The following is a 26,880-nucleotide window of genomic DNA, read 5'->3' as shown; positions in this document are numbered from 1 at the left end:
GCCTTTTAAAGGGATTGAATGAATTCGAGCACTTGCTGGGCGTGGCCGTCCACTTTGACCTTACGCCACTCTCGGACCAGAACACCGTTTTCATCAATGACAAACGTGCTACGTTCTATGCCACGTACTTCTTTACCATACAACTTCTTCATCTTGATTACGTCGAATAACGTACAGGCTTTTTCTTCGGAATCGGATAGCAGTTCGAATGGGAAGCTGAATTTTGCTTTGAAATTCTCGTGGGACTTGAGACCGTCACGTGAAATCCCGACAATTTCCGTATTGCTGGCCTGGAAAGCCGGGTAGAGGTCACGCAGATCCTTACCCTGATTGGTACAGCCGGGGGTGTTGTCCTTGGGATAGAAGTAAATGATCAGTTTTTTGCCAGTGTAGTCGGAAAGCCTGAAAGTTTTTCCGCTGGTGGAGGGTAGTTCAAAATCAGGAATCGCTTGGTTCAACATGGCAGATAGTAAACTCTAGACGCTCTCATTGTTGATAAAAACCAGAGATAAGGCAAGCAGGTTCTGGCATGTTGCTCACACAAATTTCATTGGGGTTGATGATCACGAGGCAATGTGATTTCAGTGACAGTCCCACCCTTCACCCGATTATTGAAGTGGATGTGGCCTGACAGCGCCTCCATCACCTTGAATGCAAAGGGAATGCCCAGGCCGGTGCCAAAACGCTTGGTGGTTGGGCCGGGGCTGACTGCATGCGGATCCGGCGTAAAAGGCATGCCTGAGCCTTGGTCGCTGATTGTGATATGCAGGCTTTCATTGAAAGCATTGCAATGAATTGAAATTTCGCCTGTTTGCGGAGACGCCTCCACGGCATTCAGCAGTAGGTTATATAAGGCTTGTTCCAGCAGGTTCTCATCGGTGAACATGCGGTCATTGATATCCTGCCAGTCAGGTAATTGCACCGCGAGTTGTTTTTCCTGGATTTTCTGCTGCAATGGCATGAGTGCGCCTTGCAATACCTGGCGTAAGGTAGTGGCGCTGGCGTGCGGTTTCAATGGATGCAAATATGCCAGCAGTGCGCGGGTCCAGCGATCCAGGCGGTCTACTGTGCTGATGATCGCAGTAAGCGAGTCGCGAGTTTCCTGATCCAGGTGCTCGCTGTCGGCAACTTGGGCTGTGGCGCGGATGCTGGCTAATGGGTTGCGGATATTGTGGGCCAGCATAGGCACCAGCAGGCCGAGTGCAGCCTGTTTTTCAGAGCGCACCAGTGCTTCCTGGCTGCGGGTCAGCTCGTGTGCCATGGTATTGATGGCAGAAGACAAGGCGGCCAGTTCGGCCACCCCTTCCTCAGGGGCCTTGTGGTCCAGGTTGCCGGCACTGATTTCGCTGGTTGCGTGGAGCACATTGCGAATTGGACGCACGATGGCCCGCTTCAGGAAAATATGCGAAAACACCAGCAGCAGCAAGGCCAACCCAATCGGAATGATCAGCAGCGTAAATGCAGTATGTTTTACATCTTCAAGCCGGGCGGAAAGCTCCCGATGCTTTAACAGCAGGAGCCGTTCGGCACGGGCTGAAATGATTTCGTAATGGTGGAAAATGCTGGACTCCAGATGGGTGTTCAGCACCTTTTCCAATTCTGCGTTGTTGTAATTATCTACCAGCGCAAAGATCTGCTGGGTTTCCTGAATCAGTTCCTGATAGCTAGCATTCAACTCCATGATGGCAGTTTTTTCCTGGCTATCTGCCGTCAACTCCAGGAGCTTGCGGAAATGGGCGTCGATAGAAAGGGTGTAGACGTTGTATTCCTCTTGCGCATGCGGGTCTTTCAGAAAATGCAGGTCAAACAACTCTTTCATTTGCCGATACAAATCGCCGCGGGTCTGCTGGATTTCCTGCACCATGAGGTGGATACGTTGTGACTCCTGGGATGATTGATCCCAGATACGCATGCCAATAACACCGGCCGTGCCCGCAAGAATCACTAGCAGAAAAAACGTCAACTCATGGATCAGCAAAACATCCTTGAGTGATTTTGCTTGCGGGTGATCGCTCATGACGCTTCCAGCGTAAAGGGTACTGGTACCAGAATGACCAGATTTTTGTTGTTACGCAATATTTCAGGCGGTTGGGGTAGCGGCGACGCTTTTTTGACCATGGTCATGGCTTGTTCATCCAATACATTGTGGCCGCTGGATTTTTTCACCTGGGTTGAGAGCACCTGGCCTTTATCATCACAATGCACCTCCAGCAACACTTCACCTTCCCATCCACGCATCTGGGCAATTTTCGGATACTGTTTGTATTTGGCAATCGCTCGGGAGAGCATGCTGCCATACAAGCTACGCGCTGCGTCTAGATCCTGCTGGCTGGGGCCAGGTGGTGGCGGGGCTGGCGTGGTTTCAGGCATTGGCGCAGGAGCGGGAGCAACAGGAGCAGGCGTTGGGTTTTCCCGAGGTGGCGCTGTCATGACATTGGGGACAACTGCCGGGGCTGGTGCATATGGTATCTCGGCTGCCGCAGGTTTTTCTGCCGGTTGGGAAGGTACTGGCGGCTCAGGGGGCTTAGGCGTTGGCTTAGGTGGCTGCGGCACGGGTTTGGGTGCAGGCTTGGGTACTGGCGCCGGTTCAGGATCAGGTTGTTTAACGGGTTCTGCTGGCTTGATTGTTTCTGGCTTAGGCAATGCAGGCTCTATCGCTGCACTATCCATCGTTGCATTAGGGGATGGCGCCAGTTCGACTTGCAGGACTTGCGGCTCCGTTTTTTCAGGAACGGTGAAATCCAGCATGGGTAGCTGCATCATCAGCATGATATGCAATGCCAACGATGCCAGAATAGCCCAGCCCAAGCTGTGATTCTTTGTTGGCAATAATCCGGGGAGGGCAATAGCGGCCAAGATGTATAATGAACTATGGTGCGTCGTTGAAGGAAAGATTCATGGGATTATAGACTGGGCATTGCCATCATGCTTCATGATTTATTCCCACTCCAATGCAGGATAAATTAAATTGACGTTGCGCCGGTTGACGGAATTGAACAGCTGCCAATGAGATGCCTCGCTTGCAGCAGCGCTATCCATTGCCTGTTCCATGGTTTTGCCCTGTTTGATTGCATTGCGTACATCGCTTAATAGCAGATTGAGGTAACGGGCCTGGTTGTTCAACGCTCCCTGCAAGTCCTGTGTTGCCGGGCCATGCCCGGGAATGGCATGCCGGATCCCCTTGAGCTGTTGAAGCTGCGCAATGGCAGATAACCAGCCTTTGATATCGCCGTCGATGGAAGGTGTACGCTCAATGAATAGCAAGTCACCGGTCCATAAGGTGCCCGTTTTTTCATCCAGCACGGTAAGGTCGGTATTGGTATGTGCATTGGGATAGGCTGTCAGTAGCAGTTTTCTCTCGCCAATATCTAGTTCCTGACTGGATTCCACCATCAGGGTAGGCTTGATGACCTCGCTACCGGAAAATTGCTCTCCCAGGAGGTCGTGTCCCTGCCTGAGATAGGCATCCTTGCGTAACTCCATGGCATTGGCAAGTTTTGCATGGCCGATAAAAATTGCTTGTTCCTGCTTAAACGCGGCGTTGCCAAAAATATGATCAGGATGGATATGAGTATTGATGACATACAGAACCGGCAAGTTTGTAAGTTTGCGGATGGAAGCCAAGAGCGCTTGCCCTACTTGCTGGCTACCGCCAGTATCGATAACAGCGACTCCTTCGGTACCGATGATAAAACCGATATTGCTGATATCGCCCTGATAGCCATCATCCAGATCCTCGTGTGCACCCTGGTGCATATAAACCCCTGGCGCTACTTCTCGGATCCCCAGCTCCTGGGCCAGGCTGTATGCGGGCAGTAGCCAAAACAGGCTGGCAAGGAAGAACAGGGGAATCGTGCGACTCATCAATTGGCGTATCATGGGGATGGAACTTTAAAGACTGCATGTTAAATGCCTATATACAACTCTGTAAACACCATAATTGAACTTGAGAAGTATCGTGGCGTCTGAAACAATGCGTTATAAACGACAAAAACAAAATTTTAAACACTATTGGAGAATGTCTATGCAATGCAAACTTGAGCTAAAGCTCATTACGGCTGCGGCTGCGCTGGCGTTTTCGGGCTCTTTGCTCGCAGCGCCTTTTGCCTATTCCACGAATGAGAAATCGGGGACGATTTCAGTGATTGATACCCAGACCGATAAGGTCGTGGATACCTTCAAGGCAGGCCAGAAGCCTCGTGGCGCTGCTATCACCAAGGATGGAAAATACATTTTTGTCAGTGACCAGAAGCAGAATGCTTTATTGGTGATTGATCTCAAAAAGAAGAGTGTCACCGATACCATCAAGCTGGATGAATCTCCAGAAGGTGTTGGTATTTCCCACGATGGTAAATGGATTGCAGCTGCCAACGAGGAAGACAACACGGTGGCTGTCATTGATACCGATACTCACAAGGTGAGCTACATCGTGAAGGTGCAGGGCAAAAATCCAGAGCATGCCGAGTTCAGCCCGGATGGCAAATGGATGTATGTGAGTGCCGAGGAAGCCAAGTATGTAGATATTGTTGATGTCGCCAAGCGTACTTCGGTCAAGTTGGTCGAGGTCGGCGAGCGTCCGCGCGGCATTGGCTTCCTGCCTGACAGCTCGCGTGCTTATGTTGCCAATGAAGCGGCTGGCACGGTTTCTGTCTTTGATACCAGCAAACACGAGGTGATCGCCACGATTCCGGTGGGGCAGCGTTCCAATGGCGTCAAGGTGTTGCCTAACGGCAAGAAGGTCTATATTTCCAACGGTGGCGATGGCAGTTTGTCCGTGATTGATACCGCCACCAACAAGGTGACTGCAACCATTCCCGTCGGCAAGCGCCCGTGGAATATGGCCATCACGCCGGATGGCAAGAAACTGTATGTCGCCAATGGCAAGTCCAATTCAGTGACGGTGATTGATACCGTGCATGACAAGGCACTGAAGGAAATTCCTGTTGGCGATACACCATGGGGTGTTTTTGCACACTAGTCACTGCTAGTGACATTGGTGCCGTGCATTCGCAGTGCAGCGCGTTTGCACGGTGCTGTTTGAGTTGGAAACATCATGAATAACCCTGTCAGGTATACCAAAGTCGCAATAGCGCTGCACTGGCTGGTTGGCATAGGCATCCTCTTTTTGCTTGCTCTTGGCTGGTACATGAACGAACTTCCAAAAGGCGGGGACAAGGTGGCAAGCTTTGATCTCTTTGATCTTGGTTTGTATACCGTGCATCTTGCAGAGGCAGCCTCTCCGCGCACTTTTTATTTTAATTTACATAAATCAATCGGTTTCACTGTATTTCTTCTCGTCGGGCTAAGGCTGTATTGGCGGCTGATGCATCAACCGCCCGCTTTGTCACAATCCTTGAAGCGCTGGGAGAAAGTACTGGCACACGGCACACATCATCTGCTGTACCTCATGATGGTGCTCATGCCAGCAACAGGATTATTGACGACGCTTTATAGCAAGTATGGGTTACATTGGTTTGCTGTGCCGGTGTTACCTGGGCTGGATGAACCCGGCCTGCGCGATTTCTTTGTGGCCGCTCACGAGATATCCGCCATCGTGCTGACCGTGTTGATAGGGCTGCATGTTGCTGCAGCATTGAAACATCAGTTCATTGATAAGGACGGCATCATGAAGCGCATGTCATTTTTTTGATCGAGCGTAGGTTAATGTGGTCCAAAAAAGTAACCCCTGAATGCTTAAGCATTCAGGGGCGAATCACCACAGGCAGCTGCAACCGCCTGTGCATGGCTTTTCAGACCGGGATTAGTGAACCCCGACGTAGCGCTTCACCTTGAAACCATGCTTAGGATGGGCAACATAGACAAACTTCTTACCCGCATTGCGATCAGCGCTCACACCACTAGTATCAATCCGGTTAACATTGAAGTGATGCCTAAAGTGCGGACGATTGTTACGTGACTGCACCACATCCTTGTGACTGATCACCGCTTCTGTTTCAGAAATACGGGCATCGGTGGCCAAACGGCTTGGGTTGATCGTCGCCGCTGCCAGCACCTGATGCTCAAACAGTGCAGGATTACTCTCAGCCTGTGCGAAAGGCGCCCAGGCAGCAACCAGTGCGATCGTAACGATGGACAATGTCTTTTTCATGATTATCTCCAAGTAATTAATTTATTGATGAATTGTTTTGTCTCTTGCAATGGTTCCCATCGTACTAGACCAACACCACAATAAAAACATAATATTCACTGATAAATACTTCGGAAAAATCGAATGGTTGGGAGAGGCGACAAAGAAAAGGGCTCCCAATATCAACCGGCAGCCCTTATGTTATTGAAGAGTCAGGTTGCGTTGCTGTCACTAGAATATATACGTTGCGTTGAGGCCAAGCAGCCAGTTACGGCCAGCAGCCGGTTCGAAAAAGCGTGCATTGCCATCATTGACGCGAATGGAGCCAATGTAATCTTTGTCAAAGATGTTTTCTACGCGCACATATTCACTAAAGCGCCAGTTTTCCAGTTTTTGTTGGAAGCCAGCACGAATATTAAAGATGGTGTAAGAGCCAGCTGTATCTGTGTTGGTATCATTTACATACACTTTACTGTTATAGCGTGTTTCAAAAGCAGTGTTGAATCCACTAGGCTGATGTTTCCAGGCAACTTCGCCATAAATCTGGGTTTTGTAAGTGCCAGGGAGACGATTGCCTGACTCAATGGTGGTATTCAACGCATTGGTATAAGTAGAGTCAAATTTTGCGCTAAGTAGAGTATAAGAGCCAAACACCGAGATATTGTTTGCAAACTTGGAGGAGATTGAAAGCTCTGCACCATCCCGTTTGGTTTTGTTTGCATTTGTGTAAGTGACGCGCCCTGCGGCATTATCTTGAGTAATGATTTCGTCATCGGTTAAAACCTTGAACAAAGTCAGGTTGGCAATAGTATTGTCGCCAATAAATGCTTTGGTGCCGATCTCAAAATTACGGCTCTCGCTGGGTTTTAGGCCGAGATTGGGGCCGCTGGCAAGTGCTGTTGTGGCATAAGCTGCTTCAACGAAAGTGGGAGTTTCAAAGCCTTTGCCGTAGTTGGTGTAAATATTCCAGGTTGGGGTGATTTTCCATACTGCCCCAATGACAGGGGTGGTTTTTTCATAGGTGACACTGCCACTATTGTCACCATTTGAGTTTGTTCCTGTAATAAAGTTATCGTCAATCTCTAGCTTGACCTTGGTGCGTCGAGCACCTAGGTGCAAATCCAGATTATCAAACACTGACCATTGGGCTTGGATATATTTGTCGGAGTTGGTAGCAATATTTTCTTCATCCCGATTCAGGGCATTGGTTTTAATACCATTATTGGCACCAATATCCAAACGGTCATCACTCATCTTGCCGTAAGTAATTCCCAAGCTGATGTTATATGGCCGGCTAAACAGGTTGCCTTTGTTGCTCCAACGTAGGTCGGTGCCCCAGAACTCACGGTCAATGAGACTGGCACGGCCAAGTCCGGTAGTTGGATTGATTGAAAGATATTGCTCGTTTTTACGATTGCCTACATAGGAAATCAGATTGATCGAGTTATTCTCGTTGATCTTGTGTTCAAGGTTGAATCCAACCTGAGTCTGGCTACGTGAAACGCGCGTATCGGCAAGTAGTGCGTTAGGCGGTGCTTGTTTGCGGTCTGCACGAACTTCATCTCTTCTCAGCCCAATTGGATCATCCGCTTCCTGATCGAACCAATTGATCAGTGTAGTAAGTTTGGTGTCTTCGTTGAGGTTAAAACGGAACTTGGCGGTGCCCTGTTCCTTCTTGTTGCGGCTATGGTCGCGGTAGCCGTCGGATGAGTAGTTGCTGTAATTGACCAGATATTCCAGACCGTCAGCAGTCCCTGCGGCGCGTACATTTTCGCGGCGGGTGTCGTAACTGCCGAACAATACGCCTGCGGAGAGTTCATGTCCTGCAGGCGCATTTTCTGTCAGTAATTGGACAACGCCACCGGACGAGTTGCCATAGAGTGCGGAGAAGGGGCCGCGCATGACTTCAATGCCTTGCATCACGTTGAGATCCACGCTGCCGGGTTGCCCGCTACCATCGGGAAAGCTCAAGGGGATGCCGTCAACATAAACGCGAATGCCGCGAACGCCAAAGGCCGAGCGGGCGCCAAAGCCGCGGGTGGAAATTTGCGGATCCTGTGCCATTTGAGAGCGGTTTTGAGCGGTGATGCCGGGCACGCGGATAAGGCTTTCGGACAGGGTCATTTGCGGCAAGCCATCCTGGATGTTTTCCTTGCTGACCACGTCGATGGCGACAGGCAGGTCGAAGCTTTTTTGTGCTGCCCGGGTTGCGGTGACGACAATTGGGGAGACAACGTGCACGCCTTCCTGGGTTTCTACGCTGGCTTCTTCTGCTAGTGCAGCACTGCTGCCCCATATGCTGAATACTGCGAGCGGGATAAGTTTGAGATGAAACCTGGATTTATGCATGTTGACTCCCCAATAATGCTTTTTAACTAATTTAGAGGAGCCGAGCATAGGCCAAACCTGGGAGGTTGACCATCAAGATAATCATTAATTTGTGCTGGAAGCTTGCCCGGAGAGGAAGTATTGCAGCGTTTGCGACGTGGGCAGGTTGGATAGCAGGCCTCGTGCTCGGACTAACAGGCTGGCACTGGCACAGCCATGTAGCAATGCGGTATCAATACAATGGCCTTGCAGCAGGCTGGCCAGCATTGCGCTGGCAAAGGCATCGCCCGCACCGATGCTGTCTATCACTTCAGTATCAAATCCTGCCTGCTGGCGGGTACTTCCATCTTCCAGTATGGCAATAGCTCCCTGGCAGCCTAATGTCATGATGAGTGATTTTCCTGGAAAGCGTTGGTTAAACTGCATGCTATACAGCCATGCCAGTGCTGATTCACGAGTACTGAGTTTATCTTGAGGGATATGCAGCCACGCTTGTGCCTCGGTCTGGTTCATGATCAATACATCGGTGAGTGCGAGCAGGTCTGGGCTGATTTCTCGGTAAGGCGATGGGTTCAGCACTGTGATGCGGCCTGCGACGCGTGCGATGGAGAAAGCAGCCATAATTGCGGCATCTGGCAATTCAAAGGGGGCATAGACCAGGTCGGCCTGCGCAATCGCTGATGCCTCTTGCTGAATATGAGTTGCGTCAAGCAAGGCATTGGCGCCAGAGTGGACGATGATTTGGTTCTGCCCTTGCGCATCAATTAATGCGACGCCGTTGCCATTGTATTCAGCTGTCGCTGCCCGGGAGATATGGTTGAGCTGCCATTGCGCGATTATGTCCGCACACTGCTGCTCAGAGATGTGGTTGCGGCCACAAGGAATGATGCCGCGGACAGGCACGCCCAGCTTGTGCAGCCCAACCAGGACATTCAATCCCTTGCCGCCGGTTTCGCAATAAAAATCATCTGCCTGCAATGATTCGCCTGCAACTGGGAAGCGCCGTACGAAATAGATTTGCGCGATCATGAGGCTGGCAAGCACATAAGCAGATGAAGCGGTGGGTTTGAAGCTTGCCAGCATAAGGTTTTTAGCCCTTCATCTTGACCCGGTAGGCATATGCGTCGCCGCGGAAAGTACCTTCCACATATTCAAGCAGGATACCGTCGTGCGAGTAGCTGCGGCGCTTGATCAGCAGGCAGGGTTGCGGGGACGTAAATCCAAAGGCCTGGTTTTCCACTTCATTCGAGAGTACCGCTTCCACGGTTTGCTCGCACCAGTCCAGATGATGCTGGCATTGCTGGTTGATGACCTGGTAGACAGAGCCTTGCAAATCCGCGGATGCGAGTTCGGGCAAGTGGTGCAGATTGTACCAGGCGACTTCATGGGAAAGCGGCTTGTCGTCGCCGCAGCGGATGCGCTCCAGCTTGAGCAACGATGCATTGGAATTAAGGCCGAACATTGAGGCCATGCCGCGATCACTGATGATGGATTTTTCCAGGATGCGCGTGGAAGGGGTCATGCCCAGCTCCTGCATTTCCTGTGTGAAGCCGCGCAGCTTGAACATGTGTGTATCCAGGCGGCCCGGTGTGAGCACCGTGGTGCCGCCCTTGCGGTTGCTGGTGATGAGTTTGCGGTTGCGCAGTTCCATGTAGCTGCGCTTGATGGTGATCTTGCTGACTTCCAGTGCTTCTGCAAAAGTCGTTTCAGTGGGCAGCTGCGTTCCGGGCTTCAGTTCCTGTCGCAGAATCAATGTTTCAAGCTGCTTGTAAAGCTGTGCGTAAAGTGGCTCGGCTGCATCTTTGTCTAGTTTTACTAGGCTGGTGATAGACGCTACGTTCGCTTTGGTGTTTTTTAATGGGGGCACACATAGGTCCTACAAAAAATCCATTCGCATATTAACGCCCTCTCTTGTCGACATTCAACAGGAATATACATACACAGGTTTTAATATATAAACATACCTATAAAAATAAAAATATAATAATATTGATCCTCCTTTAACCCTCAATCCCCCGGGAGGTATGTCATGGCAAAAATAACATTAGATTTAAATGAACTTGGACGCAGGTTGGGCGGCTGGCGTTACAAGAACCGCACGGCAGCGGAATATAAAGCGGCAGGCAGCAATTACCGCACTTACAAACCGACGGTTTCGACCCCGCCGGGTGGTGGTTTGCAGTTATTTACCAAGCTTGACCATATTAGAGGCAGTGCAAAGGACGACCATTGCCAGCTTGATATGTTTTTTGATAATCAGGGTACGCTGGTCAATTGGCGAACGCAGGTGCAAATCCAGGGCAACCCCCAGTTTGACTCGGGTTTGGTAACAGAGGCTGCCAGTATATTCGGGCAAGAGTACGGCGCGATCGCCAATGTGGCGAGCAAGATATTGAACAGCGTGTCGAATTTTATCGGCGGACTCGGCGAGCATGGTGGTCGGGCAGCATTCCCCTCCGTTATCCAGATGAATTTCAACCATATCGTTGAATGCGTCCGCCGCGAGTTCATTGTCTCAGGCGCGATTGGGGCCAAATATGCCGCGCTGGGAGGCGCAGGCGGATTTCTTGGCCGGCCACTGACCGATGAGCTAGGTGCTCCAGACGGCATCGGACGCTACAACCATTTTGAAGGCGGATCAATCTACTGGACCTCTAAGACAGGCGCGTGGTCGGTACAAGGGCCGATTCGCAATCAATGGGCAACTTTGGGATGGGAGCGCAGTTGGCTGGGCTATCCTATTTCAGACCAAGGGCCGCGCACAGGTGGTGGCTACCAGAGCAGGTTCCAGGGCGGTTATATCTATTGGACCAAGGCCAAAGGCGCATGGACCCAGCGCAATTTAATAGTCAGCGCTGAGACAATAAAACTTTCAAAAGGAGTCAAGGTTGATTTCACCAAATACCTGGAAACACTGAAGTAAATGCAATGATGATGCGTAAGCGGCTGCTTTTGAAAAGTGGCCGCTTACAGAATGCCTTCCATGACTTGAACGTCAACTTCTGTTCCCGCAGGCAAGTTACCTGTCTCGTCATCCAGCACGATAAAGCAATTGGCCTCCGACATCGAGCGGAGTATGCCTGAGCCCTGATTGCCGGTTGGACGTACTTTCCATTGTTGATCTGCGTCAACGAATAAAATACCGCGCTGGAATTCCGTACGGCCTGCCAGTTTGCGGATAGGTTCAGTGCAGACTGCCTTGAGCACAGGCAAGGCAGGCACTGGGTTTTGTCCCATCAGGTGCAGCAATGCATCACGCACAAACTGGTAGAACGTCACCATGACGGCTACCGGATTACCGGGCAATCCGAAATAATGCGCCTGGCCGACTTTGCCATAAGCGAGTGGTCGGCCGGGCTTCATGGCAATTTTCCAGAATACGACCTGGCCCAGCTTTTCCAGTAGTTGCTTCATGAAGTCGGCTTCACCGACGGAAACGCCGCCGCTGGTCAGCACCACGTCAGCCTGGCTTGATGCCTGGATTAAGGCATGCTCCAGTGCGGCCGGATCGTCATGCACAACCCCCATGTCCAAGATTTCCACGCCCAGGTGTTCCAGCATGCCATGCAAGGTATATCGGTTGCTGTCGTAAAGCTGTCCGGTAGCCAGCGGCTGGCCTATGCTGACCAGTTCATCGCCGGTAGAAAAGAATGCTACCTTGAGTTTTCGGTAAACCGTCGCTTCGCCGATGCCTAGCGAGGCGATCAGTCCAAGGTCGGCAGGGCGTAGCTTGCGGCCGGCTTCCAGGACGGCATGCCCGGCCTTGAGGTCTTCACCTGCGTAGCGCACGTTGGTCTGGGGCCTGGGCGGCTCAGTCATGGCCATAAGATCGCCCGTTACCTGCGTGCGCTCTTGCATGATGACGGTATCTGCGCCTTCTGGGATCACGGCACCGGTCATGATGCGGATGCATTCGCCGGTTTTCAGTGCACCGGTGAATGGTTTGCCCGCAAAAGCGGTACCTATGATCTCGAGTGGTTCTGTGCCAATGTCCTGGCTGTGGAAAGCAAAACCGTCCATCGCGGAATTGTTATGGCTGGGAACATCCAGGGGCGAGATGACGCTGACGGCAAGCACGCGCCCGAGAGCAGCCTTGAGCGGCAGGGTTTCGATTGCCGTGACAGGATTCAGGAAGTTGCGGATAAATTTCCTGGCTTGGTTGACCGGCATGGAGTTGGGGTCATAGTCATCCTGGCAACTGGCAAGTTGCTGCAGCGATGTCTTGGTCATGGTGCGAGGTCTTTCATCCAGTGCATGATGAAGTCGGCAATCGACTCTGGATTGTTCAGGTCCAGTACCGGCACTGTGTGTTGGTTGAGGGCTGCATCGGTGGCAACGGCGATAATGCTGTCATCTGCCGGTGACAACAGCGGGTAGCCCAGGCTGGGGCGGTGAATTTCTATTTTGCCGATATCAGCTTGCTTGAAGCCCTCTATCAGCACCAGGTCGATGGCATTGGAATCAAGCTGGGGCAAAAGCTCGGCCAGTGCTACCGGCTCTTGCCCGTATGGCATGCGTTCGCGCTCTGTCATCAATGCCCAGCGGATATCAGAAGCCACCAGGGTTTGCACCGCGCCTGCCTCGCGCAAACGATAACTATCCTTGCCTGGCTTGTCGACATCAAATTTGTGGTGGGCATGTTTGATAACGGATAGGCGCAGACCGCGTGCTGTCAGAACCGGGATTAGTTTTGTCAGCAGCGTGGTTTTGCCTGATCCACTGCCATACGCGCAAAACCCGAGTATGGGGCGCGGAAATAAAAGTGTGGTCACGCTGCTTGTTCCAGCTTAAGCCTCAGCAGCTCTTCGGGAGTATTGATGTTGGTGAAGGCGTGGGCCTGGTCGGTGAACGAGACTTCAGCGCTGTCCAGTTTTGCAATCCAGTCTGCCATCTTGCGTTCACCCTGATCAAGAAACTGTTCAAGGCTGGGCAGCAGTGAGCGACGGCACAGGCAAAATACCGGGTGAGCCTGTTTGCCGGTTTTGGCGACGGCGATATCGGCATCACGCTCGATCAGGGCGTTCATCAGGCGTTTGGCAAGGCTGGTGGGTAACAAGGGCGAGTCGCAGGGGACTGTGAGGATATAGGGGTGCTGCGCTTGCTGCATGCCGATGTGCAAGCCGGCGAGAGGGCCGGCAAAGCCGCTGATTTCATCTTCGATGACGCGATAGCCAAATTGGGCATAGCGTTCTATTTCGCGATTGGCATTGATCAGCACTTCGTCCACCTGGGGAGCAAGGCGCTGCAATACATGCGCAACCATAGGCTGGCCATTGAATTCAACCAGCCCTTTGTCTGTACCACCCATGCGCTTGCCTTTGCCGCCGGCGAGCACGATACCTGTAATACTCATAATATTCTTACCGAATATAGGTTTGCTGTGGTGTGACCCCAGCAAACATGATTGATTTGGAATGTAAAATTTTACTTTATTTTTCAGTATAGCTATAGCGCGGCAATGACTGAAAGTGGTTATATCTTGGCTAACCGCCGGTTTGAGACATGAAGCGAATCACCGCAGGCGCGTTGCGCCGCAGGTCGAAATCATGCCCTCTGGGCTTGATTTGCATGGAAGCAAGAATGGCCTCTTTGAGCGGAGTATCGTCATGTGGGTATTCACGTAGCAAGGGCATGAGATCCACTTTGTTTTCCTGTCCCAGGCAGAGGTAGAGCTCACCTTTGCAGGTGATGCGCACACGGTTGCAGGCTTCGCAGAAATTGTGGCTGTGTGGCGAGATCAAGCCCACCCGGGTATGGGTATGTGCTACGCGCCAGTAGCGCGCGGGTCCGCCAGTGGTCTCTGCACTGCTGATCAGCGGGAAATGCGCTTGCAAGAGCTTGAGGGTGGCCTTGTTGCTGATATAAGTGGATTCCCGGCTGTGATCCACTTCTCCCAATGGCATTTCCTCGATAAAGGCAACATCAAGTTGCTGCCGGATCGCAAATTCGAGGAGCGGTATCGCTTCGTCGTCATTGAAACCGCGCATGAGTACAGTGTTGAGCTTGATGTTGGCAAAGCCCGCCTGTTTGGCAGCTTCGATACCGCGTAATACTTTGTTAAGGTCGCCTACACGGGTAATTTTGCGGAAGCGTTCGGGATTCAGGCTGTCCACGCTGATGTTGATGCGGTTGAGGCCGGCTTTTTTCAGGTCATGGGCATAGTGTTCAAGCTGGGAGCCGTTGGTGGTCATGGTCAGCTCTCTTAGCCCTGGCAGGTGGCCGACCTCCTCAAACAGCGATAGTGCATTCTTCCGCACCAGAGGCTCTCCGCCAGTGATGCGGACTTTGCTTACTCCCAGGCTGACAAATGCCTTGACCAAGCGCGCGCATTCTTCAAGTGACAATACTTCGTTGCGCGGCAGGAAGGTCATGTCCTCGCCCATGCAATAAACACAGCGGAAGTCGCAGCGGTCGGTAATCGACAGGCGAATATAATCCACACGCCGACCAAATTGGTCGATCAATTGAGGAGTGTGGGCGATGGTAGGCATTGGTTAGCTATTCAGGCCTGGGAAGGATGCGATAAGATGCGTGGATTGTAAGTCCTTAAGTCAATACAAACAATATATGCTTGAAGGCTTTGATATGACAGCAGTAAGAGGTGAAAATTCCGCATGAGTGCAATCAGTATCAAGATTCGCTTGCCATATCAGCATATGGTCGCGATTGGGCCAGGCAAGGCAGACCTGCTGGAGGCCATAGGCCGTAGCGGCTCGATTTCAGCCGGCGCACGCGCCATGGGCATGTCCTATAAGCGAGCCTGGGATTTGGTGGATGCGATGAACAAAAGTTTTCGCGAGCCTCTGGTCACGACAGCGACTGGCGGCAGTCATGGCGGTGGAGCCAAGGTTACGCCTTTTGGTCAAGATGTGCTGACGCGCTATCGCGCTATGGAGGTCAAGGCCAACGAAAGCATTGCCCAGGATGCAGCAGCATTGGCCTTGCTTTTACAGCCTCTTTGAGGCCTCATCCTCACCGGAGGCTTCGCCGGCATTGCGCAGAAACAGGTGGAAGCTTTCGCGCCTATCCAGTGCGCGGTTGCCTGTCCATAATAATTGCCAGTTGCTTCCAGGGGTTTTGCTGGGGCGATTGCTATCCTCCTGAACCAGGTAAAGGTCACAGCTCGGGTTGCTGTTATGCACCGCGCCCTGCGGCTTGATGGCAAGGCCGGTGTAGTAGTCGAGCAATGCCGTTTGCGCTGCGCCAACGCCAAAACTATTGATGCAGGAGTAGTGTGCTGGCATTGCTTCATTGAGCTGCAGCATGACATGCTTGTAGCTGCGCGCATTGTCTATCCAGGGCAGCCAGAGCGTCATCAGCAGCCCCCATGCCATTGTGATGCCGACAGCCCAGTTGGTGAGTGCACCGCGGTTAGAGCGTTTGCTATTGGCGACGACAAACAGCCAGATGATGGTGACAGTGAGCGCAGCAGCCAATGTCAGGAGGTTGAGATGTGCTTCCTGAGTGGCGGCGAGGAACTGCATGCGTTCTGCAATCTTGCCAGGCTTGCCGGTCAGCATGGCAAACCATCCAAGCCAGATGAGTGAACCCAGTATGCCGAACAATAGCAGGCCAAACCAGTCGAGCGCGCCGGCTGCCCCACGTTTCAATGTTTCTATGCTGCCGCCTGCCAGTGCGGCCAATGGCAGCAATAGCGGCAAGGCGTGGATTTCGCGGCGTTCGAATGCAAAGCCGATAATAATGAAGCTGACAGCAAAAAATACCAACAACAGCTGCATCTTGGGTTTGTTGAGGAATACGGCACGGTAACGCCATGCACCCCAGGCAGCAATGGGCAGGGCCGGCCAGGAGAACCAGAGTACCGTGCGCAAAGTGTACAGGTGATTGATGGTGGCTGAGCCGTGAATGACCTTCTGCCACCAGGCGCTAAATTGTGCAGGCTCGTTATTGATGAGTAACCATGGCCAGATAGCGAGCCATGGGCTGGCGGCCAGCAGGCTCAGAATACAGACGATGACAAAGCTCTTGCTGCGCCATTGGCCGAACAGGATAGGCAGGAACAGCATGGTGGCAAATACGATGAGCGCGCTTGCCGGACCTGTGGCCAGGAAACTGATCCCTATCCCCGTGCCCAACAGTGCTGATGCACGCAAAGGGCGGCGCTTGGCGAGCGCCAGGGCATAGAGGGCCATGGATAGTCCAGCCAGCGAGGCAACTTGCGGCATCAGGAGATGAGAGGATGCGATCAAGCCAATCGATGCAATAAAAATAAAGGTGATCTGGCGTCCGATGCCCACCCCCCACAGCTCTCGCCCCAGCATACCGACCATGAGCAGGGTAATGGTCATCCACAGGCTGTTGACCACTCGCGCCGCATCATGCAGAGGTAGGATGGCAGAAAGCAGATTGGCGCTACCAGTAGCGCTCCAGTAATACAGTGGCGGGTATTCTATGGTTTGCTGGCCGGCTGCGATCGGCGTCAGCAAACTTTCACCCTCACTCATGTTCTTGATGATGCTGATGGTTTGCGCTTCGTCGGGTTTCCACGGCTCATGACCGACAAGGCCAAGGAATATCCATGCAATACAGAGCAGTATCAGCAGGTGAGTCTTGGCACGCTCGCCCACGCGTGCGCGTGGTGTTGCCAAGTGTGCCTGCCAGTCATGCTCAAGCTCGAATGCCATGGATGTCCTTTTGTCTTATTCGTATATACCTACCCATTTTAATCATCGGGCAGGATAATGGAAAACAAAAAAGGCAGCCCTGGCTGCCTTTTTGCCGCACATATAACCCTACTTGGATTACATGCCGTATTTTTGACGGAACTTTTCAACACGACCAGCAGTGTCAAGAATCTTCTGCTTGCCAGTATAGAAGGGATGGGATTGTGAAGAAACTTCAATCTTGACCAGTGGATATTCCTTACCGTCAGTCCACTTGATGGTTTCTTTGGCGGTAATGGTAGAGCGTGTTACGAAGCTGAAGTCAGCACCGATGTCCTGAAATACAACTTCGCGATATTCTGGGTGAATGCCGGGTTTCATATATTGTTACCTCTGTGGTGCCGGTTTGTGCGGCGGATCAATTAGGCTTCCTGCCGGGGCAGGAAAAACGAGAATTATATTAAGCCTGCCAAAAAATTGCAAGAAAATGCAGTGCTGGTAGGCGCTTAGCCTCTGCGCATGGAGTCGAAGAAGTCCGCATTGTTCTTGGTGGCCTTGAGCTTGTCCAGCAGGAATTCTATGGCTTCGAGGTCATCCATTGGGTAAAGCAGTTTGCGCAATACCCAGATTTTCTGCAGCACATCTTTTTCAATCAGTAATTCTTCACGACGGGTGCCGGATTTATTGACATTGATGGCAGGGTAAATGCGTTTTTCAGCCATGCGGCGATCAAGGTGCAGTTCGGAGTTGCCGGTGCCCTTGAATTCCTCATAGATCACATCATCCATGCGCGAGCCGGTGTCGACCAGCGCAGTGCCGATTATGGTGAGTGAGCCGCCTTCCTCAATATTGCGGGCAGCGCCAAAGAAGCGTTTCGGGCGTTGTAGCGCATTGGCATCGACACCGCCGGTCAATACCTTGCCGGAAGCAGGAACAACTGTATTGTAGGCGCGTGCAAGGCGAGTAATGGAGTCGAGCAGGATGACGACGTCTTTCTTGTGTTCAACCAGGCGTTTGGCTTTTTCCAGCACCATTTCGGCTACCTGTACGTGGCGGGTAGCCGGTTCGTCGAAGGTGGAGGCAACAACTTCGCCCTTCACGGAGCGGGTCATTTCGGTGACTTCTTCCGGACGCTCATCGATCATCAGCACAATCAATACCACGTCCGGGTGGTTGGCGGTGATGGCGTGGGCGATATGTTGCATCATCACGGTCTTGCCGGACTTGGGCGGCGCGACAAGCAATGCGCGCTGGCCTTTGCCGATTGGCGCGATCATGTCGATCACGCGGCCAGTAATGTTTTCTTCGCTACGGATGTCACGCTCCAGCACCAGCGGCTTGGTAGGGAACAGCGGGGTCAGGTTTTCAAACAGAATCTTGTGTTTGCTGTTCTCCGGCGCTTCGCCATTGACGCTGTCGACCTTGACCAATGCAAAGTAACGCTCGCCATCCTTGGGGGTGCGAATCTCGCCCTGGATGGTGTCGCCGGTGTGCAGGTTGAAACGGCGGATTTGTGAAGGCGATACGTAGATATCGTCAGGCCCCGCGAGATAAGAGGTATCAGGCGAGCGCAAAAAGCCAAAACCATCTTGCAGTACTTCCAGTGTCCCATCACCAAAGATGCTGTCACCTTTTTTGGCCTTGTTCTTCAATATGGCGAAGATTAAGTCCTGTTTGCGCATACGGCTCGCGCCTTCAATCTCATTGGCAATGGCCATTTCGACTAATTCAGTGACAGGGAGGTGCTTCAGGTCTGATAAATGCATATTGGGAGGACTCGTTGAAAATCAGAAGTACTGCAAAAAAACGGGGATTGTTTGAAGGATGAGCGCCAGGTTCCTTAGGCGGTAACGCTTTGAATTTGGATGGAACCTGACGCTAGAGTAGCGCTATTAAATATTGCTGTCAATAAATGCGGTCAGTTGAGATTTTGAAAGGGCGCCAACCTTGGTGGCTTCAACGTTGCCATTCTTGAACAGCATCAGGGTAGGAATGCCGCGAATACCGTATTTGGGTGGTGTATTCTGGTTTTCATCAATGTTGAGTTTGGCGATCTTCAGGCGATCAGCGTACTCTTTTGAAATCTCGTCCAGGATGGGAGCGATCATCTTGCAGGGGCCACACCATTCTGCCCAGTAATCGACCAGAACCGGAACCTGGGATTGCAGGACTTCCTGATCGAAAGTATCGTCGCTGATATGGGTAATATGTTCGCTCATTTGAACCTCTAGTGATGAGTTGGTTACGCTGGGTTGTTTGTGTCTGTATCGACTTGATAGTGGCAAGACTGCCAAGCAATTCCGCTATCCTAGCGAAAAAAATCCTGCAAGTGAAGTATTGAATGCAGGCATGGATATTGCTGCGCTGCATGGATTTTTCAATATATGCAGCCGCACATGATGCCTCACTACACTATGACAGGCTTTGGGATATGACAGACAACACTGCTGGGAAGTTTCGATTCCTGGATGAGCCTGGGGAGCGTGGCAAGGTATTCGCCACGTATGAAGGCATCAATCTGCATAGCGCATTCCAGCCGATTTACAGCTTGTCGCATTGTCGTGTCGTTGGGTATGAGGGGTTGTTGCGTGCCATTGAGGGGCGGCGGCAGATTTCGCCTTACCAGATATTTTCCCTGGCGCGGGATGAAGCCAGCATTGTGTATCTTGACCGTCTATCCCGGGCGCTGCATATGCGCAATTACTGCAGCATGGGACGCGAAGGCGTGGAGTGGCTGTTCCTGAATGTCGATCCGCGCGTGATTGTACAGGGCAAACAGTATGGCGCCTTTTTCAGGCAGTTGCTTGAAGAAAACGAAATGCCACCGGAGCGAGTAGTCGTCGAGATCATGGAGGGCGCCATTGATGATGAACTACAGTTGTCCGAGTCTGTTGGTTTTTACAAGGATTTGGGCTGCTTGGTGGCCATTGACGACTTCGGTGCTGGACAATCCAATTTTGAGCGCATCTGGCGCCTGTCCCCAGATATCGTCAAGCTGGATCGTTCCATGATTGTGCAGGCCATGCAAAAGCCGATGGCGCGTCGTTTGTTGCCGGGTATTGTGTCTTTAATCCATGAGGCGGGCAGCCTGGTGCTGATAGAGGGGATAGAAACGCTGGAGGAGGCCATGGTGGCGATGGAGACGGATGTTGATCTGGTGCAGGGGCATTATTTCGGTATGCCGGCATACACGCTCAATGAAGCGCAACACCAGGACAAGATATTCTCATTGTTCGCGAAGTACCAGGAGTCCTCAGCCTTGGACTCAAGCCAGAAATGCCTGGCATATTACCGGGGCGCTTTTATGCATGCTGTGGCTCAGTTGCAGGCAGGCGCTGCCCCTGAGCATGCTTTTCAGCAGTTGTTGCTTTTAAAAGGTGCAGATCGTTGCTATATGCTGGATCAGCAAGGTGTGCAAGTGGGAGCCAGTTGCCTGGCGGAGAGCACGAAAATAGTCAGTGATCGGCGCTATCAGCCCTTGACTGATGGGAGAGGCGCCGTCTGGTCGCGGCGGCCCTATTTGCGCCGAGCTTTGCAGAATCCTGGCTCATTGCAGATGACCCGGCCTTATCTTTCCATTGCCACTGGCAAACTCTGTGTGACGTTGTCCGTGGCGATTGTGTTGCATGGGCAGATCAGTGTGCTGTGTTTTGATTTTAACTGGATTGATGAGGTGTTTTGCACGAAATAGTGCATCAGTATGCTGTGATGCACTCTTGTAGTGCTTATAGGGCACTGAACTGGAAGTGGTCAAACTGATTGGTGCGCTCGATCAGCCGGGTAATCATGATGCGCTTGCTTGTACCATCTTCTTGTACCAAATCCATGATTTTAGCTGGGCTATAACTGCCGGGACCGCCGATTAATGAGGGCGTTTGCTTGAGCGTGGGAATTTCAGGCAATAGCAGCAGTGGTGTAGTTTGATCATTCGTGATGGGCGTGCTGGCTGAGTGTGCTTCCGGCGCCAGCATTTGGATGCCGATGTCCAGATGGCGATTTTCTGTATGGCTGGCCCAGCGTAGTACGCCAATTGCCCAATGGGTAGCGTGGCTGATTCTGACGCCGACGAGATCACCGATATGTAGATGAACTTCTGTGGCGGGCAGCTTGCGCAGTGCCAGGCCTCCAGCGCTGATATTGAGTGCCTGCCAGCGTGAGCTGCGTGGTGGCTTGCCTGGTGTGGCGTCCGTTTCCGGCAATGTTTTACCGTAAAGTATTGCGTGCAATGCGGGCAGGCCGATAACCAGTTCTATGCCGTCATTCTTGGGTGTGCGGTTGTAAATCCGCTTTGGAGAGGCTCCCCATTGGCGCAACAGGTACGTGAGCAGGTCATGGTAGCGAGGCTGGTTTGCACTTTCCGGCAGGCCTGCTTCTGGTGGGAATGGTCCCAGTTGAGATTGTTTGATGTGCTGGTGAATCTGGCGCGCCAAGTCCATGGTAAGCAGGAAAAGGTCATTTTCCTCATCTATTTTGCGCAGGCGCTTGCCCAGTGGGAGTGGTGGTTTATCCCCGTTGGCTGAAATCAGGAAAATAGCAGCTGGGTTTTCAACGGTTTCGGGGCGTTGTAGTTGAGCCAGGCCAGCAAAGCGTGCGATGTAGTCGCACGTAAGTTTGATATCCCGTTGTGAGAGGTGTTGCGGATCAGCCAGGCTGATCAGCAATGCCTGTTTGTAGACGTGGCTGATGGCGAGCTTGTGCTTGCGTGCCGGGTCGTCTACTTCCAATTCTGCCAGCCCGCGGGTAGTGGCCAGGGCATAGAGTTGGTGCAGTTCGTTCCAGAGAGAGGACGGTTGTGCCCGGTAGGTTTCATAATGAATTTCAATCTGCATGCGTAGGGCATCCAGCCCACGATGCAGGCACAAGGCCAGAGGTTTTGCGCCGCCAAATTTGAATAGTTTTGCTTCAAGGTCAAGCAGGGCGATTTTGTAACCATATGCCAATTCCGTCCACAGCGTGTTGGCTAGCGTGGCGTAGTGTTTGTCTTGCTCAGGCAATGGCAAGGGGGCGCTACAGTAATGTGCTGCCAGGGACTCTGTGACAGAAATGATGGCAGGACGGTATGTCTCCAGCGCCTTGATGCGGGTATCTGGCGTTACTTTCTGCCGATTCAGGATTTCCAGTTCTTCTTGTAGGGCCTGGGATGTTTCTGGAAGATTGGTAACGGGGAGGGCATTCAGAAACTTGGTAATTTTTGATGGCCTGGTTTCTGCAACGATCAGTGGATGATCCACCAGCGCTGGCACGTTCAAATTCAAGAGCATCCCCGAGTTCCCCTTTTTAAAGTAAGGATGGTAATTAGTCTTGATTGTTTTGTCACTGCCTCGATTTAAGGCAGTTGTGCTTTACAGGCGTTTTGTCAGTTGGCAGGTGCAGGATAGCAGGAGCCATCCTGTGCTTATGCGGGAGTGGGAATGCTGTTGCCAGCAGCGTCGAGGATATTAAGCTGGTTTTCTTCAGCAAAGTGCATCAGCTGGTTGAAACCTTCAGGATTGGTATCCCTGAGCTTGAGGTCTACTGCGAGGCAACGCACGCCTTCGATCACGCGTGGCTTGAGGTAAGGAGAATAGCGTAGCTTGCGGTCAGCGCCGAAACTTGCGTAGGTGCTGCACATTCTGTCTACCCAGTCGCTTGGACGGAAAGGTTTGCCTGCCCGGGTCAAGCCCTGGATGATGATTTCATTGATGCCGGATTTTTCAGTGGTACTCATGCCAATAACCATTAAGCTTTCACACAACGGCACATTCTAGCACTCAATCAGCTTGTATAACCTGATTGAGTGCCAGTGCTGCGGTTTATTTACAGTAGCTCTTAGTCTATGTATTCAAACACTTTAACCACTTTCCCCACGCCGCTGGTGCTGCGGGCAATATCCACAGCATCTTCGGCTTCCTGGCGAGTGACAAGACCCAGCAGAAACACCGTGGTTGCCTCAGTGACTACCTTGACGTAGTTGGCAGGGAAACGGTTTTCTTTCACCAAGCGCGCTTTTACCTTGGAAGTGATGTAAGTGTCGTTGTTACGTTCGCTAAAGGTGCTTTTGGTGTCAATGACAATTTCATTGGTGATGTTGCGCACGCTGTCGACGTTGCGAACAACTTTCTCAGCGGCTGCCTTGCTGGCCTCGTCCACGGCTTCGCCAGTGAGCAATACATTGCGGTTATAGCTGGTGACACTGATATGGTTTTTTTCGCCCAGTTCCTGCGCAACGGCGTGTCTTGCCTTGAGTTCTATGTTCTGGTCTTCAATGTAGATGCCGGATGTTCTGCGGTCGGCTGCCATGGCGCCACCTGCCGCGGCACCGCCAATCACTGCAGGTACGCAGGCCGCAAGTTGGCTTGATAACACCAGGGCCAGAAGCAAGGGGGTAAGTGCGCGCATATTAATTCACTCCTAACAAAAGACAATCGATAGCATCGCAAATGCAATGCAGGGTTAAAATATAAACTTCCTGAATTCTGGCAGGGTGCTCGTGCGGCACTCCGATATGGATGTCTTCTTCGGTCAGAAGTTCCACAAGCTCCCCACCGTCACCGCCACTGAAGGCAATGATATGCATGCCGGCATCCTTGGCCGCTGAGATGGCGCGCAGGATATTGCTGGAGTTGCCGCTGGTGCTGAGTGCAAGCAATACATCGCCTTGATGGCCGAGTGCCGTAATCTGGCGTGCAAATACCTGCTCAAAATGGTTGTCGTTGGCAATCGATGTCAGCGTGGAAATATCTGCGGGCAGGGCAATGGCGGCCAGGCCCGGGCGTTCCATGACATAGCGGCTGAGCATGCGCGATGCGAAATATTGTGCGCTTGAAGCAGAGCCGCCATTGCCGCAGGTCAGGACTTTCTTTTCATTGAGCAGGGCTTGCACAATGACTTCGGCTGAGCGGACAATCGGAGCGGCCAGCAGTTCTGCCAGTTCCAGTTTGAGGCGTCCGCTTTCTTCGAAGTGTGCGGTGATGCGGGTGTTGAGGTCTGTCATGATTTAATGCATTGGGTTGTTGAGCGGATATCAGGCGCTAAAAGCGTTCTTGATCCACTCAATTTGGTTTGTATCCAGCTTGGTCATCAATATTGCATCAAAGCGGCATGCGGTGTTGCCATGTTGTTGCAGGAAATGCTCGGCTGTGCGGATAAGCTTTTGTTGTTTGCTGGCGGTGATGCTGGCTGCTGCACCGCCGAATGCCGAGTGGCTGCGCATGCGTACCTCAACAAATACAATGGTGTCGCCTTGCCTCATGATCAGGTCTATCTCACCCGAGCGGCATCGATAGTTGCGGTTGATCAGTGTCAGGCCCTGAGTTTCCAGGTAACTCGCCGCGATGGCTTCGGCATCATCCCCGCGCTGCTTCAAGGGGTGGTTTCCAGCACTACGCCTTCTACGCTGAAACGACCGCTGGCGAGTTCACGGCTGATTTCGCCCTCAGGGGAGATACTGATTTGCCCGGTGAGTCCCTGCAATATATAGGTTTGCGTTACCTCTTTGCTGAGGCGGTCCAGGATGCGGTAGGCATCGACACCCAGGGCAAACCAGCGTTGCATTTCACCCGGAGGAAGGTCGGAAGCGATGGCGCGCAGGCTTGCAAACTCCGCGGCATCCGGCTGGAGCAGCCAGGGCATGTCAAGGAAGCGTACTGCATTAAGAGGCTCATTGCCTGGGTCTTGCGGGATGCCAGAGTAGATATGGGATGTGGCGAATGTCGGGGTCGCGGTGTCTAGATAAGGACGGATTTCCCGGGCTTCCTCATTATTGGCTGCCAGGAATATCAGGTCCGCGGGGTTGGCATTAATCTGGGTCTGCAGGTCGGTAGGGTTGCTGTCTTCAGTGAATGTCAGTTGCAGTATGATGCGCCCTCCCGCTGTGGTCCATTCCGTGTTGAATGCCTGTGCCATACGTTCAGCCAGGTGGTTGCTGCCAGCAACCACCGTGGCAGTTTGCATGCCTTGGCGCTGGGCGATTCTGACGATCTGGGCAATTTCCACTTCCAGGGGTAGGCCGAAGATATATAGGTTGGCTGCCTTGCCGACGGCGGTATCTGTCTGGTTGAGCGCCAGTGTCGGGATGTTGAGGTCGGCTTGCTGGCTGAGGCGTGTCACTTCATCACGGGTGAGTGGCCCCAATATCGCTTGTACGCCATCGTCGGCGGCTTGCCGGTATATCCCGGCAATGTTGGCAGGGTTGCCGTCGGTGGCATATAGCTTGATCTCGCGTTGATCATTCGCCTGGGCCTGAGCGGCAGCAAACCCTTGTTCTATCGCATCGGCTGCAGGATAGTAAGCCTCGATGGCAAATGGCAGGATGACGCCGATTTTCCCATCATGCCCGGCAGGGGCGGCAGCGGTAGCCGTAGATGGGGTTTCCGGGCGTTGCGACAGCAGTTCCTGGCTAAAGCCATGAGTCGCCGGATGCCCCGGGTAGAAATCAGGCCAACTCTTAAGGGCATCGTCACCTTGTTCCTGTGCTGCAAGTGCCAGGTCGATCCAGCCCTGAATGTTGGTGTTCAGGCTTTCGCCGCGCATACTGACAAGGTCTTCCCGGCTTAATGTACTCAGGCTGTTCCAGATTTTCTTGTGGTTCTCGCTACGCTGTTCATCACTGTCCAGAAAACGTTCCGTGGTCGTGCGGTGTTCCAGTGCGCGCAAAGGGTCGGCTTGCTGGTCATAGGCGATGGCGAGGCTTGCGTGTAAACTTGCGGCTGCTTCGTCGGTAAGCGATGTGTTGGCTTTTAACGGCAACAGCAGCCGGAATACAGCATCAAAATCCTGTTCGACGGCAGCAATGCTGCCGGCCAGGATCTTGGCATAGACGGATTGGTTGGGAATGCGGTTGAGTGCCAGTGTGGCGCAATCAGTATTCTGCTGTTGCAGGCACGCCAAGCCTTCATGAAGCCGCGTCTCTGGCGGTACGGTATTCGCGTTTGCTGTCGCTGCCATTGCGTGAACCGGCAGTAACAACCATGTTAGATACAGAAGGGCTGGCAGTCGTTGAATCATAGTGGGACATTATATGTGGTAGCCACGCCAATTGGAAACCTGCAGGATATTACCCTGCGGGCGTTGGATGTGCTGAAGTCTGTGGATGTGGTGGCTGCAGAAGATACCCGTCACACTTCAGGCCTGCTCTCGCATTTTGCCATACAGAAAAAATTGCTTGCGGTGCATGAGCACAATGAGCGCAAGGCGGGTGAGCAGCTGCTCCTGAGGCTGCAGGCCGGAGAGTCGGTTGCGCTGGTAAGTGATGCGGGTACGCCCGGCGTGAGCGATCCGGGTGCTGTCGTGGTGGCAATGGCGCAAGCGGCTGGTATCAAGGTTGTCCCTGTGCCCGGTCCTTCTGCCGTGATTGCTGCGCTGTCTGCAGCAGGCATCGCGACACCGGGTTTCCGCTTTCACGGTTTTTTACCGGCTGGCGGCAGTCAGCGGCGTGCCGCATTGCAAGCGCTGGCAGAGTCTGTTGTGACGCTGGTGTTTTACGAGGCACCGCATCGTGTGCTTGATAGTGTGGAAGATATGGCCGCCACGCTGGGAGGCGAACGTGTGTTGACGATTGCGCGTGAGCTGACCAAGACATTTGAAACCATACATCGCTTGCCATTGGCAGAGGCCCGGGCTTGGCTGGAGGAAGATGCCAACCGCCAGCGCGGCGAGTTTGTGCTGCTGGTGGAGCCTGCCGCACCCAAGGAAACCGGTCCCGTCGATGCCGAGGCCGAGCGGGTGCTGAAGCTGTTGCTTGCCGAGTTGCCGTTGAAGCAAGCGGTCACGCTGGCAACCGATATTACTGGTGCGAAGAAAAATGCGCTTTATGATCTGGCATTGAGTCTTAAGCAAGCAGAATAGTATCAATGATTATTT

Annotated in this window: 28 protein-coding genes; 6 read left to right on the top strand and 22 right to left on the bottom strand. The window is 52.6% G+C overall.

Going from position 1 to position 26,880, the window contains the following annotated elements:
• Positions 1-5: 5 nt before the first annotated feature.
• The 4 genes from LG198_RS07165 to LG198_RS07150 form a co-directional block, all read right to left on the bottom strand.
• Entirely contained in the window at positions 6-461 is a 456-nt protein-coding gene (locus tag LG198_RS07165; protein ID WP_230342495.1) for a peroxiredoxin, read from the bottom strand.
• 86 nt (positions 462-547) lie between these two features.
• A complete protein-coding gene (locus LG198_RS07160; RefSeq protein WP_230342494.1) occupies positions 548-2,017 on the bottom strand; it encodes a sensor histidine kinase in 1,470 nt (489 codons plus the stop codon).
• Positions 2,014-2,808 (bottom strand): energy transducer TonB family protein, encoded by a 795-nt coding sequence (locus LG198_RS07155; RefSeq protein WP_230342493.1) that lies wholly within the window; start codon positions 2,806-2,808, stop codon positions 2,014-2,016. Before LG198_RS07155 ends, LG198_RS07160 begins: the two co-directional genes overlap by 4 nt.
• A 129-nt stretch (positions 2,809-2,937) precedes the next feature.
• Positions 2,938-3,864, bottom strand: coding sequence for a quinoprotein relay system zinc metallohydrolase 2 (locus LG198_RS07150; RefSeq protein WP_230342492.1), 927 nt, complete (start codon positions 3,862-3,864; stop codon positions 2,938-2,940).
• 160 nt (positions 3,865-4,024) lie between these two features.
• On the opposite strand from LG198_RS07150, the gene LG198_RS07145 reads away from it, so the two are divergent.
• Positions 4,025-4,978: a beta-propeller fold lactonase family protein gene (locus tag LG198_RS07145; RefSeq protein ID WP_230342491.1), complete on the top strand. Its 954-nt coding sequence runs from the start codon at positions 4,025-4,027 to the stop codon at positions 4,976-4,978.
• 75 nt (positions 4,979-5,053) lie between these two features.
• On the top strand, positions 5,054-5,650 hold the full coding sequence (locus LG198_RS07140) for a cytochrome b (RefSeq protein WP_230342490.1): 597 nt from the start codon (positions 5,054-5,056) through the stop codon (positions 5,648-5,650).
• 111 nt (positions 5,651-5,761) lie between these two features.
• Here LG198_RS07140 and LG198_RS07135 read toward each other — a convergent pair whose 3' ends face one another.
• The 4 genes from LG198_RS07135 to LG198_RS14375 form a co-directional block, all read right to left on the bottom strand.
• Positions 5,762-6,109 (bottom strand): hypothetical protein, encoded by a 348-nt coding sequence (locus LG198_RS07135; protein ID WP_230342489.1) that lies wholly within the window; start codon positions 6,107-6,109, stop codon positions 5,762-5,764.
• A 210-nt stretch (positions 6,110-6,319) separates the two neighbouring features.
• Complete coding sequence (locus tag LG198_RS07130; RefSeq protein ID WP_230342488.1) at positions 6,320-8,437, bottom strand: TonB-dependent receptor family protein; 2,118 nt, start codon at positions 8,435-8,437, stop codon at positions 6,320-6,322.
• 84 nt (positions 8,438-8,521) lie between these two features.
• Positions 8,522-9,499 carry a PfkB family carbohydrate kinase gene (locus LG198_RS07125; RefSeq protein WP_230342487.1) on the bottom strand — a complete coding sequence of 326 codons (978 nt, stop codon included), beginning with the start codon at positions 9,497-9,499 and terminating at the stop codon, positions 8,522-8,524.
• Between the two features lie 7 nt (positions 9,500-9,506).
• Entirely contained in the window at positions 9,507-10,283 is a 777-nt protein-coding gene (locus LG198_RS14375; protein WP_230342486.1) for a GntR family transcriptional regulator, read from the bottom strand.
• Between the two features lie 162 nt (positions 10,284-10,445).
• Here LG198_RS14375 and LG198_RS07115 point away from each other — a divergent pair, with 162 nt between their 5' ends.
• Positions 10,446-11,339, top strand: coding sequence for a hypothetical protein (locus tag LG198_RS07115; RefSeq protein ID WP_230342485.1), 894 nt, complete (start codon positions 10,446-10,448; stop codon positions 11,337-11,339).
• A gap of 44 nt (positions 11,340-11,383) precedes the next feature.
• Here the strand turns inward: LG198_RS07115 and moeA are convergent, their stop codons facing one another.
• From moeA to moaA, 4 genes are all read right to left on the bottom strand, one after another.
• Positions 11,384-12,646 (bottom strand): molybdopterin molybdotransferase MoeA, encoded by a 1,263-nt coding sequence (gene moeA, locus LG198_RS07110; protein WP_230342484.1) that lies wholly within the window; start codon positions 12,644-12,646, stop codon positions 11,384-11,386.
• Positions 12,643-13,188 carry a molybdopterin-guanine dinucleotide biosynthesis protein B gene (gene mobB / locus LG198_RS07105; protein ID WP_230342483.1) on the bottom strand — a complete coding sequence of 182 codons (546 nt, stop codon included), beginning with the start codon at positions 13,186-13,188 and terminating at the stop codon, positions 12,643-12,645. Before mobB ends, moeA begins: the two co-directional genes overlap by 4 nt.
• A complete protein-coding gene (gene mobA, locus LG198_RS07100; protein ID WP_230342482.1) occupies positions 13,185-13,769 on the bottom strand; it encodes a molybdenum cofactor guanylyltransferase MobA in 585 nt (194 codons plus the stop codon). Before mobA ends, mobB begins: the two co-directional genes overlap by 4 nt.
• 130 nt (positions 13,770-13,899) lie before the next feature.
• Positions 13,900-14,907, bottom strand: coding sequence for a GTP 3',8-cyclase MoaA (gene moaA / locus LG198_RS07095; protein WP_230342481.1), 1,008 nt, complete (start codon positions 14,905-14,907; stop codon positions 13,900-13,902).
• A gap of 123 nt (positions 14,908-15,030) precedes the next feature.
• Here moaA and LG198_RS07090 point away from each other — a divergent pair, with 123 nt between their 5' ends.
• Complete coding sequence (locus LG198_RS07090) at positions 15,031-15,378, top strand: winged helix-turn-helix domain-containing protein (protein WP_230342480.1); 348 nt, start codon at positions 15,031-15,033, stop codon at positions 15,376-15,378.
• Here the strand turns inward: LG198_RS07090 and LG198_RS07085 are convergent.
• The 4 genes from LG198_RS07085 to trxA all read right to left on the bottom strand — a co-directional run bounded on the left by LG198_RS07085 (position 15,364) and on the right by trxA (position 19,259).
• Entirely contained in the window at positions 15,364-17,061 is a 1,698-nt protein-coding gene (locus LG198_RS07085; RefSeq protein ID WP_230342479.1) for an ArnT family glycosyltransferase, read from the bottom strand. The two genes, LG198_RS07090 and LG198_RS07085, sit on opposite strands and share 15 nt — an antisense overlap.
• Before the next feature lie 117 nt (positions 17,062-17,178).
• Positions 17,179-17,421 carry a type B 50S ribosomal protein L31 gene (locus tag LG198_RS07080; RefSeq protein ID WP_230342478.1) on the bottom strand — a complete coding sequence of 81 codons (243 nt, stop codon included), beginning with the start codon at positions 17,419-17,421 and terminating at the stop codon, positions 17,179-17,181.
• Between the two features lie 125 nt (positions 17,422-17,546).
• Positions 17,547-18,806 (bottom strand): transcription termination factor Rho, encoded by a 1,260-nt coding sequence (gene rho, locus LG198_RS07075; protein ID WP_230342477.1) that lies wholly within the window; start codon positions 18,804-18,806, stop codon positions 17,547-17,549.
• Between the two features lie 126 nt (positions 18,807-18,932).
• Positions 18,933-19,259 carry a thioredoxin TrxA gene (trxA, locus tag LG198_RS07070; RefSeq protein ID WP_226757751.1) on the bottom strand — a complete coding sequence of 109 codons (327 nt, stop codon included), beginning with the start codon at positions 19,257-19,259 and terminating at the stop codon, positions 18,933-18,935.
• A gap of 212 nt (positions 19,260-19,471) precedes the next feature.
• Between trxA and LG198_RS07065 the strand changes: the two genes are divergently transcribed.
• Positions 19,472-20,731 (top strand): sensor domain-containing phosphodiesterase, encoded by a 1,260-nt coding sequence (locus tag LG198_RS07065; RefSeq protein ID WP_230342476.1) that lies wholly within the window; start codon positions 19,472-19,474, stop codon positions 20,729-20,731.
• Between the two features lie 34 nt (positions 20,732-20,765).
• Here the strand turns inward: LG198_RS07065 and LG198_RS07060 are convergent, their stop codons facing one another.
• The 6 genes from LG198_RS07060 to LG198_RS07035 all read right to left on the bottom strand — a co-directional run bounded on the left by LG198_RS07060 (position 20,766) and on the right by LG198_RS07035 (position 25,965).
• Complete coding sequence (locus tag LG198_RS07060) at positions 20,766-22,301, bottom strand: hypothetical protein (RefSeq protein ID WP_230342475.1); 1,536 nt, start codon at positions 22,299-22,301, stop codon at positions 20,766-20,768.
• A 134-nt stretch (positions 22,302-22,435) separates the two neighbouring features.
• The gene (locus LG198_RS07055; RefSeq protein ID WP_230342474.1) at positions 22,436-22,747 is read right to left on the bottom strand and encodes a DUF3579 domain-containing protein; all 312 of its coding nucleotides are present in this window, start codon (positions 22,745-22,747) and stop codon (positions 22,436-22,438) included.
• Between the two features lie 101 nt (positions 22,748-22,848).
• A complete protein-coding gene (locus LG198_RS07050; protein WP_230342473.1) occupies positions 22,849-23,418 on the bottom strand; it encodes a BON domain-containing protein in 570 nt (189 codons plus the stop codon).
• A 1-nt stretch (position 23,419) separates the two neighbouring features.
• Positions 23,420-24,013 (bottom strand): SIS domain-containing protein, encoded by a 594-nt coding sequence (locus LG198_RS07045; protein WP_230342472.1) that lies wholly within the window; start codon positions 24,011-24,013, stop codon positions 23,420-23,422.
• A 30-nt stretch (positions 24,014-24,043) separates the two neighbouring features.
• Positions 24,044-24,385 carry a YraN family protein gene (locus tag LG198_RS07040; RefSeq protein WP_230342471.1) on the bottom strand — a complete coding sequence of 114 codons (342 nt, stop codon included), beginning with the start codon at positions 24,383-24,385 and terminating at the stop codon, positions 24,044-24,046.
• A complete protein-coding gene (locus LG198_RS07035; protein WP_230342470.1) occupies positions 24,382-25,965 on the bottom strand; it encodes a penicillin-binding protein activator in 1,584 nt (527 codons plus the stop codon). Before LG198_RS07035 ends, LG198_RS07040 begins: the two co-directional genes overlap by 4 nt.
• Positions 25,966-26,016: 51 nt before the next feature.
• Between LG198_RS07035 and rsmI the strand changes: the two genes are divergently transcribed.
• The gene (gene rsmI, locus LG198_RS07030; protein WP_230342469.1) at positions 26,017-26,865 is read left to right on the top strand and encodes a 16S rRNA (cytidine(1402)-2'-O)-methyltransferase; all 849 of its coding nucleotides are present in this window, start codon (positions 26,017-26,019) and stop codon (positions 26,863-26,865) included.
• Positions 26,866-26,880: the final 15 nt, after the last annotated feature.

Source organism: Methylobacillus arboreus (genome assembly GCF_020532725.1).
Lineage (GTDB): Bacteria > Pseudomonadota > Gammaproteobacteria > Burkholderiales > Methylophilaceae > Methylobacillus > Methylobacillus arboreus.
This window is presented reverse-complemented; position numbering and strand designations above follow the sequence as displayed.